The organism is Lysobacter sp. Soil_N_51, from assembly GCF_057655755.1.
Genome location: NZ_JBDGLR010000004.1, coordinates 473,486 through 491,284, shown reverse-complemented (window position 1 = coordinate 491,284; position 17,799 = coordinate 473,486). Strand labels below are relative to the sequence as shown.

The 17,799-nt window shown below is 65.4% G+C and carries 17 protein-coding genes; 6 read left to right on the top strand and 11 right to left on the bottom strand.

Annotated features, from left to right (window positions below):
* Positions 1-237 precede the first annotated feature (237 nt).
* The 3 genes from AC3A4T_RS09365 to AC3A4T_RS09355 all read left to right on the top strand — a co-directional run bounded on the left by AC3A4T_RS09365 (position 238) and on the right by AC3A4T_RS09355 (position 1,856).
* The gene (locus AC3A4T_RS09365; protein ID WP_487675137.1) at positions 238-630 is read left to right on the top strand and encodes a response regulator; all 393 of its coding nucleotides are present in this window, start codon (positions 238-240) and stop codon (positions 628-630) included.
* A gap of 6 nt (positions 631-636) precedes the next feature.
* On the top strand, positions 637-849 hold the full coding sequence (locus tag AC3A4T_RS09360) for a LuxR C-terminal-related transcriptional regulator (protein ID WP_487675136.1): 213 nt from the start codon (positions 637-639) through the stop codon (positions 847-849).
* A 392-nt stretch (positions 850-1,241) separates the two neighbouring features.
* The gene (locus AC3A4T_RS09355) at positions 1,242-1,856 is read left to right on the top strand and encodes a response regulator (RefSeq protein WP_487675135.1); all 615 of its coding nucleotides are present in this window, start codon (positions 1,242-1,244) and stop codon (positions 1,854-1,856) included.
* Positions 1,857-1,952: 96 nt separating this feature from the next.
* On the opposite strand, the gene AC3A4T_RS09350 is transcribed toward AC3A4T_RS09355, so the two are convergent.
* From AC3A4T_RS09350 to cyoA, 7 genes are all read right to left on the bottom strand, one after another.
* Entirely contained in the window at positions 1,953-2,540 is a 588-nt protein-coding gene (locus tag AC3A4T_RS09350) for a response regulator transcription factor (RefSeq protein WP_487675134.1), read from the bottom strand.
* Positions 2,533-3,825, bottom strand: a complete 1,293-nt coding sequence (locus AC3A4T_RS09345; RefSeq protein ID WP_487675133.1) for an ATP-binding protein — start codon at positions 3,823-3,825, stop codon at positions 2,533-2,535. Before AC3A4T_RS09345 ends, AC3A4T_RS09350 begins: the two co-directional genes overlap by 8 nt.
* Before the next feature lie 141 nt (positions 3,826-3,966).
* Complete coding sequence (locus AC3A4T_RS09340) at positions 3,967-4,734, bottom strand: SURF1 family protein (RefSeq protein WP_487675132.1); 768 nt, start codon at positions 4,732-4,734, stop codon at positions 3,967-3,969.
* A 285-nt stretch (positions 4,735-5,019) separates the two neighbouring features.
* Positions 5,020-5,439, bottom strand: coding sequence for a cytochrome o ubiquinol oxidase subunit IV (gene cyoD / locus AC3A4T_RS09335; RefSeq protein WP_487675131.1), 420 nt, complete (start codon positions 5,437-5,439; stop codon positions 5,020-5,022).
* Positions 5,436-6,071 (bottom strand): cytochrome o ubiquinol oxidase subunit III, encoded by a 636-nt coding sequence (gene cyoC, locus AC3A4T_RS09330; protein ID WP_036107338.1) that lies wholly within the window; start codon positions 6,069-6,071, stop codon positions 5,436-5,438. Before cyoC ends, cyoD begins: the two co-directional genes overlap by 4 nt.
* Positions 6,064-8,070: a cytochrome o ubiquinol oxidase subunit I gene (gene cyoB, locus AC3A4T_RS09325; RefSeq protein ID WP_487675130.1), complete on the bottom strand. Its 2,007-nt coding sequence runs from the start codon at positions 8,068-8,070 to the stop codon at positions 6,064-6,066. Before cyoB ends, cyoC begins: the two co-directional genes overlap by 8 nt.
* A 100-nt stretch (positions 8,071-8,170) precedes the next feature.
* Positions 8,171-9,316, bottom strand: a complete 1,146-nt coding sequence (gene cyoA / locus AC3A4T_RS09320; RefSeq protein WP_487675129.1) for a ubiquinol oxidase subunit II — start codon at positions 9,314-9,316, stop codon at positions 8,171-8,173.
* Between the two features lie 577 nt (positions 9,317-9,893).
* Here cyoA and AC3A4T_RS09315 point away from each other — a divergent pair.
* The gene (locus AC3A4T_RS09315; RefSeq protein ID WP_487675128.1) at positions 9,894-11,219 is read left to right on the top strand and encodes an MFS transporter; all 1,326 of its coding nucleotides are present in this window, start codon (positions 9,894-9,896) and stop codon (positions 11,217-11,219) included.
* A gap of 434 nt (positions 11,220-11,653) precedes the next feature.
* Here the strand turns inward: AC3A4T_RS09315 and AC3A4T_RS09310 are convergent, their stop codons facing one another.
* A complete protein-coding gene (locus tag AC3A4T_RS09310; protein ID WP_056114490.1) occupies positions 11,654-11,872 on the bottom strand; it encodes an MbtH family protein in 219 nt (72 codons plus the stop codon).
* Between the two features lie 81 nt (positions 11,873-11,953).
* Complete coding sequence (locus AC3A4T_RS09305) at positions 11,954-13,216, bottom strand: pyridoxal phosphate-dependent decarboxylase family protein (protein WP_487675127.1); 1,263 nt, start codon at positions 13,214-13,216, stop codon at positions 11,954-11,956.
* A 1,207-nt stretch (positions 13,217-14,423) separates the two neighbouring features.
* On the opposite strand from AC3A4T_RS09305, the gene AC3A4T_RS09300 reads away from it, so the two are divergent.
* Entirely contained in the window at positions 14,424-14,804 is a 381-nt protein-coding gene (locus AC3A4T_RS09300; protein WP_487675126.1) for a hypothetical protein, read from the top strand.
* A gap of 30 nt (positions 14,805-14,834) precedes the next feature.
* Here the strand turns inward: AC3A4T_RS09300 and AC3A4T_RS09295 are convergent, their stop codons facing one another.
* Positions 14,835-15,140, bottom strand: a complete 306-nt coding sequence (locus tag AC3A4T_RS09295) for a hypothetical protein (protein ID WP_487675125.1) — start codon at positions 15,138-15,140, stop codon at positions 14,835-14,837.
* A 218-nt stretch (positions 15,141-15,358) separates the two neighbouring features.
* Between AC3A4T_RS09295 and AC3A4T_RS09290 the strand changes: the two genes are divergently transcribed.
* Complete coding sequence (locus AC3A4T_RS09290) at positions 15,359-16,528, top strand: M23 family metallopeptidase (RefSeq protein WP_487675124.1); 1,170 nt, start codon at positions 15,359-15,361, stop codon at positions 16,526-16,528.
* A 219-nt stretch (positions 16,529-16,747) separates the two neighbouring features.
* Here the strand turns inward: AC3A4T_RS09290 and AC3A4T_RS09285 are convergent, their stop codons facing one another.
* Positions 16,748-17,776 (bottom strand): transporter, encoded by a 1,029-nt coding sequence (locus tag AC3A4T_RS09285; protein WP_487675123.1) that lies wholly within the window; start codon positions 17,774-17,776, stop codon positions 16,748-16,750.
* Between the last annotated feature and the right edge of the window lie 23 nt (positions 17,777-17,799).

Sequence of the window (17,799 nt, the reverse complement as noted above, 5' to 3'; positions counted from 1 at the left end):
TCGTGTTTTTGTCCAAGCTGAATGCGCGATGAAATATGCAATTTTCGCTGCGATTCGAAACCAGGAGTTGCGATTGAATCGCACGGTTATGCGTCCGATCATGAGCGGGTAACGGCTCGTCGTGACGATCGGCGAGCGACGGTAAGAAGACGTGCCCCAGCGCGCCGATGTTTTTCGCTTGTTCGTTCTAGCGCGAGTCGGGGCTAATGCACGCCTTCACAAGGACGCGAGGCCGGCATGATTCATGTATTCGTGGTCGATGACCATTCGTTGGCGAGGGTGGCGCTGCGCTTGACCCTCGAACGCGAGGGCGACATCAAGGTGATCGGCGAGGCGAGCGACGCCGACAAGGCGTTGCGGATGATTCCGCTCTCGGCGCCGGACGTGGTGGTGAGCGATTTCGATCTGGGCGCGAGCGACGGGCTGACGGTGACGCGCAGGCTGCTCGATGTCGATCCGGGCATCCGCATTGTGATCGTGTCGATGCGCGAACCCGGGCCGGTTTCGCGGATGTTGCTGGCGGCCGGTGCGTTGGGTTTCGTGTCGAAGTCGTCACCGCCCGGCCGATGGCTGGACGCGATCCGCGAGGTGGCGCGCGGGCGTCGTTATCTGGATGACGCGGTACCGTAATCGACCATGCTGGCGCAGTCGCCGTTCGAACGCTTGAGCGCGCGCGAGTTGATGGTGATCCGCATGCGGCTGAAGGACGCCGATACCCGCGGTACCGCCGAGGTGCTGAAAATATCCGTATCGACCGTGCGCGCGCTGCGGGCGAGGGCGATGGACAAGCTCGGCGTGCGCACGCATACCGGGCTAGTGCGGTTGGCGTTGGAGCATAGGTTCATCTGAGTCTGGGGCCGGTGCTGCATGTGCGTCGCTTCGGGTGTATGGGCGGTAGCGACGCTGTCAATGGGCGTCGTGCGACGCCTGCCTTTGCGATGTGAAAACTCCGTCCCCAACTCGCCTGGCCGACCCCATGTTGGCCGGGTTTTCGCGCCAAAGGGCACCGGCGGATGCCGAGCCGGCAGGCGGTTGGGGAGAGGTCGAAGTTCGGGTGGCCGGGACCGTTTAACGCAGCCGCCTGGCAGCGTATTCTCGCTATAGGTTGTCGGCCTGGCCTGCTCGCGAAAATGAATGAGTCAGCTGCGGATCGGGCATTGGATAACTGGGCGCGGGGTTCCGCTTGGCCGCCGCGGTTCGAATCGGATTAATGCGCGACTTCACAAGGAAGGCTGGCCGGCATGATTCATGTGTTCATGGTCGATGATCATTCGCTCGCGCGCATGGCGCTGCGCCTGATGATCGAAGGCGATGGCGACGTCAAGGTGATCGGCGAGGCGAGCGACGTCGACATGGCGTTGCGGATGATTCCGTTCTCGGCGCCGGACGTGGTCGTCAGCGATTTCGATCTGGGCACGAGCGATGGATTGACGGTCACGCGCAAGCTGCTGGATTTCGACCCGACCTTTCGCGTGCTGGTGGTATCGATGCGCGAACGCGGGCCGGTGTCGCGGATGTTGCTGGCGGCCGGCGCGATGGGTTTCGTGTCGAAGTCGTCGCCGCCGAGCCGGGTATTGGAGGCGGTGCGCGAGGTGGCGCGGGGACGCCGTTATCTGGACGAAGCGCAGCCGGGGTCGACGAGCCTGGTGGCGCGTTCGCCGTTCGATCGCCTGAGCGCGCGCGAGTTGATGGTGATCCACATGCGCCTGCAGGGCCGCGATGTCCGCGGCATCGCCAGGTTCCTGAAAATGCCGCAGGCGGCGGTGCGCGCGCTGCGGGCCGAGGCGATGCAAAAGTTGGGCGCGCGCAGTCACATCGGGCTGACGCGGCTGGCGTCGGAGCATGGGTTTATTTGAGGCGAGTGTCGACGGCCGCAATCCAGCTCGGCGCGGCTCGGGCGTTTTTCAGGCAGCGTGACGAAGGCGAAGCGAATCGGCCGCGCGTCGACGCAATTACTTGACCCGATGCTTGCCGAGCTTGCGCGCCAGGGTGCGCCGGTGCATGCCGAGCCGGCGCGCGGTCTCGGAGATGTTGAAGTCGGTGGCGGCGAGCATCTCGTGGATGCGTTCCCATTCCAGGGTCTTGATCGAAGTCTGGCGTTCGGTCAGTTCGACCGTGGCATCGCCGGCGGCGCGGCCGAACGCGGCTTCGATGTCGTCGGTGTTGGACGGCTTGGCCAGGTAATGGCAGGCGCCGAGCTTGATCGCTTCGACCGCGGTGGCGATGCTGGCGTAACCGGTCAGCACCACGATCAGCATGTCCGGGTCGTGTTCGTGCAGGGCCTGTACGCAGGTCAGGCCCGAATCGCCGCCGGCCAGTTTCAGGTCGACCACCGCATAGCCGGGGCTATGGGTTTCCAGCAGCTTCTCCACGTCGGCCAGATGGGTCGCGTTGTGCACGATGTAGCCGCGGCGTTCGAACGAACGGGTCAGGGTGCGCGCGAACGCGGCGTCGTCCTCGACGATCAGCAGGCGGCGCGCGTCGTCGCCGTCGATGGCGTCTTCGTCGAGGGGGACATCGGTGTCGTCGTGTTCATTCATGCTCGGCCTCGCTTACGCTCAAGGACGACAGCGGCAGGCTCATGGTCACCACCGCGCCGCTGGGTTCGCGATTGCGCGCGGCGATACTGCCGCCGAGCTGGCGGACCACGTTGAGCGACAGGAACAGGCCCAGGCCGCCGCCGGGGCGGCCCTTGCTGGACTGATACGGCTTGCCGAAATGCGACAGCATCGCCGGGGCGAAACCCGGGCCGGCGTCGCTGACCCGCAGCACCAGCTTGTCCTCGTCGCGCCAGGCTTCCAGCCCGACCCAGCCGGGCGAAGCCTCCAGCGCGTTGTCGAGCACGTTGCAGATCATCTGCTTGAGGCCGGAATCGGAAATGATGACCGCATCCTCGCCGAAGCTGTTCTGGTAGTCGAATCCGCGCACCGGACGGGTGCTGCGCCATTCGCCGACCAGGTCGTCCAGAAACGCCGCGACGGTGGTTTCCTCGGGCGCCTCGCCGCGGGTTTCGCCGGCCGACAGCAGGATGCCGGTGACGATGCTCTTGCAGCGGTGCAGCTGGGTCTGCATTTCGTCGAGTTCCTGCAGCAGTTCGGGCTGCTGGGTGAACGGCGGCATGTGGCGCCAGTCGCCGAGGATCACCGACAGGGTCGCCAGCGGCGTGCCGAGTTCGTGCGCGGCGCCGGACGCCAGCAGGCCCATGCGCACGATGTGTTCTTCCTCGGCGGCGCGCTGGCGCAGGTCGGCCAGGCGCGCGTCGCGCGCGCGCAGGATCCGGCCGATGCGGGTGATGAACACCACCAGCAAGGTCGCGTTGAGCACGAAGCACAGCAGCATGCCCTGCACGTAGGGATCGGCGAGGCCGCGGGTCGGGTCGGCCGGGATCACCACCGGGCCTGCGAACGTGGTCAGGGCGATGAAGCAGGCGCTGGTCACGAACACCACCGCCCAGCTCGCCCACGAGCGCAGCAGCACCGCGGCCAGCACCACCTGCAGCAGGTACAGGAACACGAACGGATTGGCCGCGCCGCCGCTGAGGTACAACTGCGCGGTCAGGGTCAGCACGTCGACCAATAGGGCCAGAAACAGCGCGCCGTTGGTGACTTCCTCGCGATGTCGCCAGCGCAGCATGCTGACCAGGTTGAACGCGGCCAGGCAGGCCAGCACGATCGCCATCGGCATCAGCGGCAGGCGGATGCCGAAACCGAAATGCACGAACACGATGGTCGCGACCTGGCCGATCACCGCGATCCAGCGCAACTGGATCAGCTGGTGCATGTTCTTGACCCCGGTACCGTCCTGCGAGGCGGTCAACGGGGCCATGCCAGGCGCGGGGCCGATGCTGGGGCTGTCCTGCATGGTGTGAGGGCCGGTAGCGGAAGCGGGGATGGTGCGCGGAGCGACGGTAACGCTGATCGGATCGAATCGTTACGGCTTGGGTTCTGGTTCGGTTCCAGTTCGATTTCAGGCGCCGTGACTACGTCGTCGGCGCTGCTCTTCCAGATACACGCGCCAGGCCGCGAACACGACCATCAGCGCCAGCGCGAACCAGGTCAATGCGTAGGACAGGTGGCTGTTCGGAAACTTTATCACCGTCAGCCCGCCGACCGGCCAGCTCGGCTCGACCCTGGGATCGCTCGGCAGCGCCGCGCCGCGATCGGCATCGATGAAGTAGGGCGCGACCGGTTTCAGGCCGAGTTTGGCCGCGATCGCCTGCACGTCGCGCGAGTACCAGCGGTTCTGCGCCGGCGCGTTCTTGCGCAGGAACCCGCCGCCGGGCTCGCTCAGGCGCAGCAGGCCGGTGACGCGGGTGTCGGCGGGCGCTTCGCCGGCTTCGGCGGCCTTGCGTTCGTTCGGCGCGAAGCCGCGGTTGATCAGGACGATGTCGCCGGTCGTGGTCTGGAACGGTTGCAGCAGCCAGAAGCCGGGGCCGAGTTCGGTGACGGCCTGTACGCGCGTGGCCGCGACCGGCAGGTATTGGCCTTCGAGCTGGACGTGTTTGTATTCGTCGCGCTCGGCGCTGACGGTGGCCCAGTCGGCCGGGCCGGGCGCGGCGCCGGGCGGGGCGTGCACGCGTGCGTCGACGCGCTGGATCAGATCGAGTTTCCAGGCGCGGCGCTGGATCTGCCAGACGCCCAGGGCGATCAGGCCGAGGAAGGCGGCGAGGAAGAGCAACGACAAGGCCGCCAGGGCGAAGCGGCTGCGCGGGGGCTTGGCGGGGGGCGCGGTCATGTTCGGGACCTCTTCGTGAATCGCCGGTTGGGGCGTTCGGCATTGCTCGACTTCAGGGTGATACCACTTCGGTCGTCATCCTTTTCGCTTGTCATCCTCGCGAAGGCGGGGATTCAGAGACTTCAGAGTCGTGCCGCTTTTGCCGTCATTCCCGCGAACGCGGGAATGACGAGCAAAAGCAAAATGCCGCCGATTCCCGATTCCCGATTCCCGATTCCCGATTCCCGATTCCCGACTCCCGACTCCCGAATCCCGAATCCCGAATCCCGAATCCCGAATCCCGAATCAAGGCATGTTCCGCATATCGTGCGGCATCGGCATCATGTTGGCATTGAGGTGATGCATGACCCACAACGAGCCGGCCAGCATGATCACCACCAGCACCAGGGTGAAGATCAGCGCGAGCATGTTCCAGCCGCCCTCCGACTTCGTGTTCATGTGCAGGAAGTAGACCATGTGCACGACGATCTGCACGACCGCGAAGGCCAGGACCACGAACGCGGTCATGCCCGAGCTCGGGATCACCTTGGCCATCACCAGCCAGAACGGGATCGCGGTGAGGATCAGCGACAGTACGAAACCGATCGCGTAACCGCCAACGGTGCCGTGGTAATCGTCGCCGTCGTCGTGGGCGCTGTCGTGGCCGTGCGCGCCGTCGTGCGCATGATCGTTGTCGTGGTGTTGCGGGGCGACCGGGTGGCTCACGGCAGCACTCCCATCAGATAGACGAAGGTGAAGACGCCGATCCACACGACGTCGAGGAAATGCCAGAACATCGACAGGCACATCAGGCGGCGGCGGTTTTCCACGGTCAGGCCGTGTTTGCCGAGCTGCGCCATCAGCGTGACCAGCCAGACGATGCCGAAGGTGACGTGCAGGCCGTGGGTGCCGACCAGGGCGAAGAACGAGGACAGGAACGCGCTGCGCTGCGGGCCGGCGCCTTCATGGATCAAGTGCGCGAACTCGTACAGTTCCAGGCCGATGAAGGCCAGGCCGAACACGCCGGTGATCGCCAACCAGCCCTGCACCGCGGCCAGCTTGCGCCGCTTCATCGAGATCATCGCGAAGCCGTAGGTGATCGACGACAGCAGCAGCATCGAGGTGTTGATCGCGACCAGTTGCAGATCGAACAGATCCGCGCCGGACGGACCGGCCGCGTAGCTGCGGCCGAGCACGCCGTAGACCGCGAACAGGCAGGCGAACACCAGGCAGTCGCTCATCAGGTACAGCCAGAACCCGAGCAGGGTGCCGTTCTGGGGATGATGCTTGCCCTGGGCGTCGAAGAAGACCGGACGTCCGTCGGCGGTGTGGGTGGCGATGGCGTGTGCGTCAGACATGGGCGGCGGCCAGTTGCTGCGTGTACTTGTCCTCGGTGGCCGTCACTTCGGCCGCCGGGATGTGGTAGTCGCGCTTGTAGTTGAAGGTGTGCACGATCGCGGCGATCAGCATGGCGGCGAAGGCCACGCCGGCGAACAGCCACATCTGCCAGATCAGGCCAAACGCGCAGATGGTGCTGAGCACGGCGATGACCAGGCCGGCGGCGGTGTTCTTCGGCATGTGCACGTCGAGGAAACCCGACTGCGGACGCTGATAACCGCGCTGCTTCATGTCGTGCCAGGCGTCGTTGTCGTGCACCACCGGGGTGAAGGCGAAGTTGTAGTCCGGCGGCGGCGAGGAGGTCGACCATTCCAGGGTGCGGCCCTGCCACGGATCGCCGGTTTCGTCGCGCAGCTCGTGACGGCGGCGGATGCTGACGTAGAACTGGATCAGCATGCTGGCGATGCCCAGCGCGATCAACACCGCGCCGAACGCGGCGATGATGAACCAGATCTGCAGGGAAGGATCTTCGAAGTGGTTGACGCGGCGGGTCACGCCCATCAGGCCGAGCACGTACAGCGGCATGAAGGCGAAGAAGAAGCCGGTGATCCAGAACCAGAACGAGCACTTGCCCCAAAACGCGTCGAGCTTGAAGCCGAACGCCTTGGGCCACCAGAAGTTGATGCCGGCGAACAGGCCGAACAGCACGCCGCCGATGATCACGTTATGGAAGTGGGCGATCAGGAACAGGCTGTTGTGCAGGACGAAGTCGGCCGGAGGCACCGCCAGCAGCACGCCGGTCATGCCGCCGATGGTGAAGGTGACCATGAAGCCGATCGTCCACAGCATCGGCACTTCGAAGCGGATGCGGCCGCGGTACATGGTGAACAGCCAGTTGAAGATCTTCGCGCCCGTGGGGATCGAGATGATCATCGTGGTGATGCCGAAGAACGAGTTGACGCTGGCGCCCGAGCCCATGGTGAAGAAGTGGTGCAGCCACACCAGGTACGACAGGATCGTGATGACCACGGTCGCGTAGACCATCGAGGCGTAGCCGAACAGGCGCTTGCCGCTGAAGGTCGAGACGATCTCGGAGAAGATGCCGAAGCACGGCAGGATCAGGATGTAGACCTCCGGATGGCCCCAGATCCAGATCAGGTTCACGTACATCATCGGGTTGCCGCCGAGATCGTTCGTGAAGAAGTTGGTGCCGGCGTAGCGGTCCAGCGACAACAGCAGCAGCACCGCGGTCAGTACCGGGAACGCGGCGACGATCAGTACGTTGGTGCACAGCGAGGTCCAGGTGAACACCGGCATGCGCATCATGGTCATGCCGGGCGCGCGCATCTTGACGATGGTCGCGATCAGGTTGATGCCCGATAGCAAAGTACCGACGCCGGCTATCTGCAGCGCCCATATGTAGTAATCGACCCCGACCCCGGGACTGTAGGCGATGCCCGACAGCGGCGGATACGCCAGCCAGCCGGTCTTGGCGAACTCGCCGACGAACAGCGACAGCATCACCAGCCCGGCGCCGCAGGCGGTCATCCAGAAGCTGAAGTTGTTGAGGAAGGGGAAGGCGACGTCGCGCGCGCCGATCTGTAGCGGCACCAGGTAATTCATGAAACCGGTGACCAGTGGCATGGCCACGAAGAAGATCATGATCACGCCGTGGGCGGTGAAGATCTGATCGTAGTGTTCCGGCGGCAGGTAGCCGGCGTTATCGCCGAATGCCATCGCCTGCTGCAGGCGCATCATCAAGGCGTCGGCGAAGCCGCGCAGCAGCATCACCAGGCCCAGCACCATGTACATGATGCCGATCTTCTTGTGATCGATGCTGGTGAACCATTCCTTCCACAGATAACCCCACAGCTTGTAGCGGGTGATCAGCGCGAGCACGGCCAGACCGCCGAGCACGACCATGGCGAAGGTGGCGATCAGAATCGGATCGTGCAGCGGGATCGAGTTCCAGCTGAGCCGGCCGAAGATCGACTGGGTGAGGTTGGATTGGTCAGACATCTTCAACTCCGGAAGTCCGCTCACGGACTCGGCGCGCGGTCTGCGCGCCTTGCTTGAATTCGATTCGTTGCGATCGGTTCGACAGTGCGATGCGCCGCGATCACGGCGCCAGCGAGGCGACGCCCCAGTTCGGAGTCGCGGTCGGTTCGGTCACGCACATCGCCGAGGTCACCACCGGGCCGCCGCGCAGGTCGCCCTTGCGTCGCGGCGCCAGCGCATTGGTGTTGAGGCCGAGGCCGCCGCTCGCGTCGATCATCATCATCTCGTCCATGCACATCTTCGACGAGTCGACGCAGCGGTTGAGGATCGCCTTGTACAGGCCCGGCGCGACCGCGCCGTAGCGGCGCACCGGTTCTTTTTCGCTGGGCAGTTCGAGCTTGAGATAGTCGGCGCGCTGCAGGGTGTTGCCGCTGGCGCGGTTCTGCGCGACCCACTGGTCGAAGCCGGCCTGGTCCATGCCGTGAAAACGGAAGCGCATGCCGGAGAAGCCGGCGCCGCTGTAGTTCGCCGAGAAACCTTCGTAGTTGCCGGGTGAATTCATGACCGCGTGCAACTGGGTTTCCATGCCCGGCATGGCGTAGATCTGGCCGGCCAGGGCGGGGATGTAGAACGAATTCATCACGGTCGAGGCGGTGATCTTGAAATGGATCGGCCGATCGACCGGCGCGGCCAGTTCGTTGACCGTGGCGATGTTCTGTTCCGGATACAGGAACAGCCATTTCCAGTCGAGCGCGACCACTTCGACCACCAGCGGCTTGACGTCGGCCGGCACCGGACGGCCGGGGGCGACGCGATGCAGCGGGCGATACGGATCGAGGGTGTGGGTGCTGACCCAGGTGATCGCGCCGAGCACGATGATGATCAGCAGCGGCGCGGCCCAGATCAGCAGCTCGAGCTGGGTCGAATGGTCCCAGTCGGGCTTGTAGGTCGCGCTCTTGTTGGAGGCGCGATAACGCCAGGCGAAGAACAGCGTCAGCCCGATCACCGGCACGATGATCAGCAGCATCAGCACGGTCGACACAACGATCAGATCGCCTTGCTGCGCCGCGACGTCGCCGGGCGGATTCAGCACCAGGGTGTTGCAGCCGGCCAGCAGCGCCAGCGCGGCGACGGCGAGCAGCGGACGCCACGCCCTGGTCAGAAACGTCGTGTTTGCGGGCGTGTCGTTTGAGCGCGGGCCGTGGCAGGGCGCGCCAGCACGGAGCGGGCGGCGCGAAAACAGGCGGCTTGACAGAGATTTGACCATGGTCATCGGGGCAGCGCGTCGCACGAGCGAAGCCGCGGCAGGGCGGCGATGGGCGCACTGTAGAGCCGCGAGACTGTGACGACGATTGGACGTTTTGTCCTATGGCAGCGCCGGGCGGGTGGTGGGAAGCTAGCGGCGTTCCCGGGAATGGGTGGGATGGTGTTGGGTGGTGTAGTGCTGGGTGGTGTGGAGGGGTGATGAATGATCCGCCCGATGTCGCGTCGCCCACCAGGACGTCATTCCCGCGAACGCGGGAATCCAGGGTCTTTCGTGCGAGAGCGCCTGAAGTCACTGGATGTTCGGCTCCGCCGAAGTAAAGCTGAGCCCGCATTCGCGGGAACGACGATAGGTAAGGATCGCAAGGTCTGACAACTGCGTTGCTTCGGGTTATTTGCGTATTTTGCAGATGCAGCGCGCTACGCTCTTCCCGATTCCCGATTCCCGATTCCCGATTCCCGATTCCCGATTCCCGATTCCCGATTCCCGATTCCCGATTCCCGCCATAACTGAACGTATCCGCCTGCATCAGCAAACACCGCAGGCCCGATCGCTCCACGCACCGCAAGCCGACTCGACGATGCATACGCCAAATCTCGCAAACCCGGATTCCTCCCAGACCGTGTCGGTCCACGACACCGGTTCGCATGCCGAAGTGGCGCCGGGCGACATCGCGGTCGGCGTGGTGATCGGCCGCGCCTCGGAGTACTTCGACTTCTTCGTCTACGGCATCGCCTCGGTGCTGGTGTTCCCGTCGATCTTCTTCCCGTTCCTGGGCAAGCTCGAAGGCACGCTGTGGTCGTTCGCGATCTTCTCGCTGGCGTTCATCGCGCGGCCGATCGGCACGGTCGCGTTCATGTGGATCCAGCGCCGCTGGGACCGCAGCACCAAGCTCACCATCGCTTTGTTCCTGCTCGGCACCTGCACCGCCGGCATCGCGTTTCTGCCGAGTTTCGGCACGGTCGGCTCGTTATCGATCATCTTGTTGTCGCTGTTCCGGATCGGCCAGGGCATCGCGCTGGGTGGATCGTGGGACGGCCTGCCGTCGCTGCTTGCGCTCAATGCACCGAAGGAGCGCCGCGGCTGGTACGCGATGCTCGGTCAGCTCGGCGCGCCGGTCGGCTTCATCATCGCCGCCGCGTTGTTCGCCTATCTCAACACCAGCCTGCCGCGCGCCGACTTCCTCGACTGGGGCTGGCGTTATCCGTTCTTCGCCGCGTTCGCGATCAACGTGGTCGCGCTGTTCGCGCGGCTGCGCTTGGTCGTCACCCACGAGTACGCCCGCGAGCTGGGCGAGCACGAACTCGAACCCACGCCGGTGCTGGAATTGTTCCAGGCCAAGGGCCGGCACGTGGTGATCGGCGCGTTCGCCGCGCTGGCGAGCTATGCGCTGTTCCACATCGTGACGATCTTTCCGCTGTCGTGGATCCTGTTGTACTCGGACCAGTCGGTGAGCCAGTTCCTGGTCGTGCAGATCGTCGGCGCCTGTCTGGCCGCGGGCGCGGTGGTGGCCTCGGGCTGGATCGCCGACCGCTTCGGCCGTCCGCGCACCTTGGCCGCATTGGCCGCGGCGATCGCGATGTTCAGCGGTTTCGCGCCGACCCTGATGGGTTCGGGCGAGCTGGGCCAGGACGTGTTCATCCTGATCGGCTTCGTGCTGCTGGGCCTGTCCTACGGCCAGGCCGCCGGTTCGGTGACCGCGAACTTCGGTTCGAAGTATCGCTACACCGGCGCGGCGTTGACCTCGGACTTGGCCTGGTTGATCGGCGCCGCATTCGCGCCGCTGGTGGCGCTGGGGCTGTGCGCGCACTTCGGGCTGGGGTTTGTCGGCGTGTATCTGCTGTCGGGCGCGGTTTGCACGATGGCGGCGCTGGGGGTTAACCGGGCTTTGAATATTCGTAGTTGATGTGCGTGAGCGGTTGCTCCCGCATCGGCTTTAGACAAGGCGTATTGATCAAGATGCGTTGATCCGTTTGTACGGCGCTATCGCCTTTGCTAAGACGCCTAGCGTTCGGACCAAATGGCGTCGTCAATCGTCATCGTCATTCCCGCGAACGCGGGAATCCAGTGTCTTTCGTCGACGAGCGGCAGAAGTGTTGCTACGCCGCGCCGTCACCTCAGACCACGTCGCACCTGGATGGAAAAGTCACTGGATTCCCGCGTTCGCGGGAATGACGAGTAGGTGGGGGCGCTGATCGGCGCGTTGTCTTCTGCCTTGATGCGGGCGAGTACTCGATGCCGTCATCCCCGCGAAGGCGGGGGTCCAGGGCTTCACCGCGACAGGACTCTGAAGTCTCTGGATCCCGCCTGCGCGGGGACGACGAGCAAAAGCGAACGCCCTCAACCGCCATGCTGCTCCATCGCCTTGATCAGGCTCAACGGACGCATGTCCGTCCAATTCTTCTCGATGTAGTCCAGGCAAGTCTGGCGCACCGCCGGGCCGTGGACGCTGCGCCAGCCGGCCGGGATTTCGGCGAATTCGGGCCATAGCGAATGCTGGTTCTCGTCGTTGACCAGAACCAGGAACGTGCCGTTGGGGTCTTCGAAGGGATTGCTCATGTGCTGCTCCTGCGGGATGTCGTGAAAGAGAGTCGGTGCTGCCCGACGGACCGGATCGCATGATCCGCCATGGATCAGGTTTCAGTACGCGACCGTGGTCCGCGATTGCGAACGCAGCGCGCCGCGTTCGCGTTGGTGGACGGCGCGCTCCAGGTCGTTCAGATACGCGTCCATGCTCTGGTCGTGGCCTGGGGTCAGGGTCATGTGCAAGGCGGCCGGGTTGGACAGGCGGCCGACCGGCCAGCCGCGTGCCTGCATCGCGTCGCCGATCAGGTGGATGTCGTATTCGTCCGAGCCGAACGCGATCACGCTCAGGTGCGGCGCGCCGAGCAGGTGCAATCCGGGAATGCGTTCGATCCCTTCGATGTAACGATCGCGGATGTGCATCACCCGCTGGGCCAGGGCGCGATAGCCCGACTCGCCCAGGTAATGCAGCACCGCCCAGGCCGCGGCGACTGCGCCGCCCGGACGCGTGCCGCTCAGGGTGTCGGTGCGGTACACGCCCTTGGGCCAGTCGAAGTATTCGAAATGCTGGTACTCCTGGTCCTCGGCGTCGGCGTACAGCAGCACCGACGCGCCCTTGGCGGCGTAGCCGAACTTGTGCAGGTCGGCCGACAGCGAACGCACGCCGGGAACGCTCAGGTCGAAACGCGGCAGCCCGGGCAGGAAGCGCGCGACGTGCGGAGCGAGGAAACCACCGATGCAGGCATCCACGTGCAGCCACACCTCGTGCTCGCGCGCGAGTCGGGCGATGTCCTCGACCGGGTCGATGGCGCCGAACGGCAGCGACGGCGCCGAGGCGACCATCATCATGGTTTCCGAGGAAATGCACTGCGCCAGCACGTCGACGCTGGCGCGGTAGTCGCCGCCGATCGACACCCGCACCACGTCCACGCCCATCAGATCGGCGGCCTTGTCGTAGGCCGGGTGCGCGCTGGACGGCAGCAGCAGGTGCGGGCGGCGCACCCCGGGATGGCGCGCGCGGAACGCGCGATGGGCGCTGCGCACCGCGAGCATGATGCTTTCGGTGCCGCCGCTGGTCATCGTGCCGACCGCGTCGTCGCCGCCGCCGAGCAGCGACAGCGAGATCGCGATGATGTCGTCCTGCATCCGGCGCAGGCTGGGAAACGCCGCCGGTGCCATCGCATCCTCGCAGATGAACATGGCATAGGCGCGGCGGGCGACGTCGAGCACGTCCTCGCCAGCGTAGTACACGTTCAAGGGCGGGCCGTAGCGCCAGTCGGGATCGTCGCCGCGCAGGTCCGACATGGCGACCTGCAATTCGTTCCAGGGCTGGCCCCGGGCGGGCAGGGTCTTGCGACCGTGAAGATTGAGCAGAGTCATGATGCGCTGTCTCGGTTCGGGTCGAATACGGAAAGTGCGGGAGTTGCAACACGCCTCAGGATCGCAATCGGCGCGTGGGGGCGGCTTGGCTCACCGGCGATGCGGACGCGGCATCGCTGCGCGCCATGCGCCCGCTGAATCGCCGCGACGACGTCTATTGCCTCGCGACCGCGGTCGACGCTCGCGCAGGCTTCGCAGATTCGCGGCGATGAGCGCGGAGGCAGGGCGCGTGCATTCCACAGCGGCGCGAACACGCCCGTGGCGTGCGCAAACGCAAACCATCGGCCGACTGACGGGATCCACGGCGTCGAACGGGGCGTGGGATTTCGATGCGAATCCGCCGGCGCCGCGTTATCGCCCGCGGGTCATCCTGGACAGCGCTGCGGCGCGGTGCGGATACCGCTTGCGTCGATGCGTGCTTGCGGCCGCGCGACCGACGGCGCGGTCGGGAAGGCAGGCGGAGTCGGGCCAGGTGGAACCGGACGTAAGCGGGATCCCACGCGTCGCAGGTTGGAATTCTTCAATCGACTTGCTCCGTGTCACGAGAAGGGTGGTCGCGCACTGGATTCGGACGGTGCGGACGGGTGTGGCGAAGCGGTTCGCTGTTTTTTTAGTTAGTGAGCGAGCCGCTGTGGTGCGTGTTGTTGCGTTGCTGCACGTTGCCAACACAGTGTTACGTCCTGTTGTCAGGCCGGTCAACGATTCGGGTCGTTTGCTGCACGAAGTAGCGATGCGTATCGCATTGGCCGGCGTGCTGGATCACAGAATCGACGTTGTTATCGCGGCGTGAATGCGGTTGTTGGAGCGGCTGCAATGTCCCTGGTTTTAAGGGAGGTTCGCGATGTGTGATAGCAGGTGTGAAACGCGCTTGCCGTTTCTGAAAATGCGTGCAAGTCGGCGCTTGCATTTTTCATCCGCAGGCCATCTCGGTGTTACGGATCCGATGACCATTGATGTCGAGATGAAAATGTCTGCGTTCTCGTTTGCGTAGTGCGACGCCGTCCGTGACGAGAAGGGTCGCGAGCGACTTGTTTCACGATGTACATTCGGCGGCGCATGGCGATATCCATCCGATGCGGCGGGCAGGCGTGGGCAAGCCGTCAACTGTCGGGCTTCGGAGCCCGGTTTTGGCGGTCGAGGCCTGGCTTGCGTATGCTCGGCGTTCCCCGGGCCACTCGCGCGACCGCGTCGCACCATGACCATGTTGTTGATCGTGCTGATCGCATTGATCGTCGCCGTGCCGTTGATCGCGATCCCGGTTGGCGCGTTCGCGATCATGAAGCTGCAAAGGCGGGTCATCGACAAGGTCTCCAATGTTGCGCTCGAGCAACGTCTGCAACGCGAGGGAGTGGCGACGACCGCGCGGGTGCTCGATGCGGCCGATACCGGCGGACGCATCGACGCTATTTATCTTTTGGTGCGGCTGCAGTTGCAGGTCGCCGCCGCTGACGGTGTCGAGGGGTTCGTGGCCGAGATCGTGGCGGCCTTGAGTCCGGTCCGGGTGGCGCAGATCGTGCCCGGCGCGACGGTAAAGGTGCGGGTCGACCCGCTCAGTCGCGAGGTCGTGCTGGATCAGCCGCGGACCTGATCGGCGCGTTCAGTCCTCGATCGGGATCGGCTATCTGGGCATCTGGGCCTTGTCTTGAGGCGCATCCGCCCCGTCGACAGGACAGAGCGTCCTCAGCGGCAGGCCGTCCTTGAGGCTGAAGTATTCCTTGCAGCGCAAATCGCCGCGTTCGGTCCAGCGCACGCCGATGTCGCTTGCGGCGATCCGTTCGGAAGCCGAAGTGACGCCGTCGAGATTCCAGTCCATGTCCGACCAGGCATGGCCATGTCGAAGGCCGGTAGAGAGAAGAATCACGCAGCTCCCGACCAGCGCGATCGACACGATCAGCGTTGAAAGCCGCAATCTCTTCAGGCCCATGGCGTTGTACGTCCTGTACGGATGGGATGAGGGCTTCGATCTTAACAGTCCACCGATGGCGCCTCGTTCTGGCGCCAACCGGCTGAACGCACACTCAGCGTTGGCCTCGAGCACGTGATCGAGATGACAAATGGCATGGGACGGCGTTGCGCGCCTCACTGAAGCTGCCTCGCACGGTCTAGACCCTCTCTCTCATTTCATAGTCAGGATTGCCCCGCATGCTGCGTCAGCTAACGCTTGCCGTCTCGCTGTACTTGTTGACGACCGGCATGCCGGCGCACGCGACCGCGCCGGTCGACAGCTTCGACATGAGCGTGCCGCGGGCGCCGGTGCCGGTGCGAGTCGAGGGCCGGCAGCGTCTGGTCTACGAACTGCATCTGAGCAACTTCGGTCGGAGCGAATGGAGCCTGTCGGAATTGCAGGCGATCGATGCGGACACTCAGGCGAGCGTGGCGGCCTGGAGCGGCGCCGAGCTGGCCGCGCGCACCCAGGTGATCGGCCGCGCCGCCGCGCCGGCCGCGTCGGTCAAGCCCGGCGAACGCGCGGTGGTGTATCTGGAATTCGACACGACGCAGGCGTTGCCGAAGCGTCTGCGGCATCGACTCGGCTTCGCCGCTGTCGACGGAGCGGCGGCCAAGGATGCGGCGCCCGCGGCGCCCGCGGCGGCAACACAGACCGTGATCGGCGCCGAACTCGACGTCGGCGCCGCCGCGCCGTTGCAGCTGGCGCCGCCGTTGCGCGGTGGGCCGTGGGTCGCGATTCACGCACCGCAGTGGCCGCGCGGTCATCGCCGGGTGTTCTACACCTTGAACGGCCGCGCGCTTTTGCCGGGCCGGCATGCGATCGATTGGGTGCGGGTCGATGCGGACGGGCGGGTCGCCAAGGGCGATGCGGACATCGCCGCGAACAGACTGGGTTACGGCGCGGAGGTGCTGGCCGTGGCCGATGCGCGGGTCGCGGCGGTGCGCGACGGTCAGGCCGAGAGCGTCAAGGTCTCGGACAATCCGCGCCACGATTTCGATCAGGCCGCAGGCAATTACGTGGTGCTGGCCTTGGCCGACGGCCGCTATGCGACTTACGAGCATCTGCGCCCGGGCAGCATCAAGGTGCGCGAAGGCGATGCGGTGCGGGTCGGCCAGACCATCGCCGCGCTCGGTTTCACCGGCGATTCGACCGGGCCGCATCTGCATTTCCATCTCGCCGACGGGCGCGTGCCATTGGCGTCGGAAGGCGTGCCTTATGGCTTCGCCGGGTTTCGTTTGCTTGGGCATTATCCGCAGCTCGATCAGCTGGGGTCGAAGCCGTGGCAGGCGTTGGGCGGCGAGGTTGCGGCCGAGCGCGTCGATGAACTGCCTGGGTCTAATAGCGTGGTTGAGTTTCCGCGCTAAGCGCGAAGGGTGGTGTCGTCGCAACCCGGGCCCTCACCCCAACCCCTCTCAGCCTTGCACTCCCTTCGGTCGCCGCAAGCGGGAGAGGGGCTCCAGAGTTCGCCATTCTGTAAGCGGCACAATGATGGTTCCCTTCTCCCGCTTGCGGCGACCGAAGGGAGTGCAAGGCTGAGAAGGTGGCCCGTAGGGCCGGATGAGGGCGCGCGCCTCCAGCAACCCTCAATCCCGCCGCCGCCCGAACGCCGCATACGCCAGCACCGCGGTCAGCACGAACAGCCCGACCACCACGCTCCAGAACCCATGCGGGTTGTCCGACAGCGGCACGCCGCCGACGTTCATGCCGAACAGGCCGGCGATCAGGTTGATCGGCAGCGCCAGCACGGTGACCACGGTCAGCACGAACAAGGTGCGGCCGGTCTGTTCGTTGACCAGGGCGGCCAGTTCTTCCTGGATCAGCTTGACCCGCTCGACCAGCGCGGCTGAATCGCCGATGGCGGTGGAGAATTCCTCGGCCGCCTGTTGCAGGTCCTGGATGTCGTCGCGGTCGATCCAGTCCGGCGGACGATTGAGCAGGCGGAACAGGGCGGTCGGTTCCGGCGCCATCAATCGCTGCAAGCGCACCAGCGAACGCCGCAACGCGCCCAGTTGCTTGCGGTCGTCGGCGATGCGGTTGGCGAGCAGTCGGTCCTCGATGCGATCGACCTGGGCGGTGGACTTGCGCAGGATGTCGCCGAGCACGCTGGCCTGATCGCGCAGCAGGTGGGCCAGCAGTTCGACCGGCGAGCGGAAGATCTGGCCGCTGCGGACCGCCGCGCGCAGTTGATCGACCGAGCGCAGCGGCCGCAGACGCGCGCTGATCAGCAGGCGCGGGCCGATGCACAGGCTGGTGGTGCCGACCTCGGAGGCGTCGAAGCTGGAATCGAACAGCACGTCGTGGATCACCGCGATCAGCGCGCCGTCGTCGAGTTCCAGCCGGGTCGAACCGACCTCGCTGCGCAGGCTGTCGAAGAACGCATCGGGCAGGTCGAGCGCGCGGTGCAGGTAGCGCTCGGCGCCGACGTTCGACAGCGAGAAGTGCAGCCACAGGAACCCCGCAGTCGCACCCGTATCCGTGCCGTCTCCCGACGGGGCCAGGAACGCCGCCACCGCGTCGGTGCTGATCGGCTGCGCCGGCGCGCCGGGCACGAAGCGATAGCCCCAGATCAGGCCGTCTTCGTTGGAGCCGTAACTGGCGTCGGTGATGCGCATTCGAAGATTGCACCGTCAAGGCG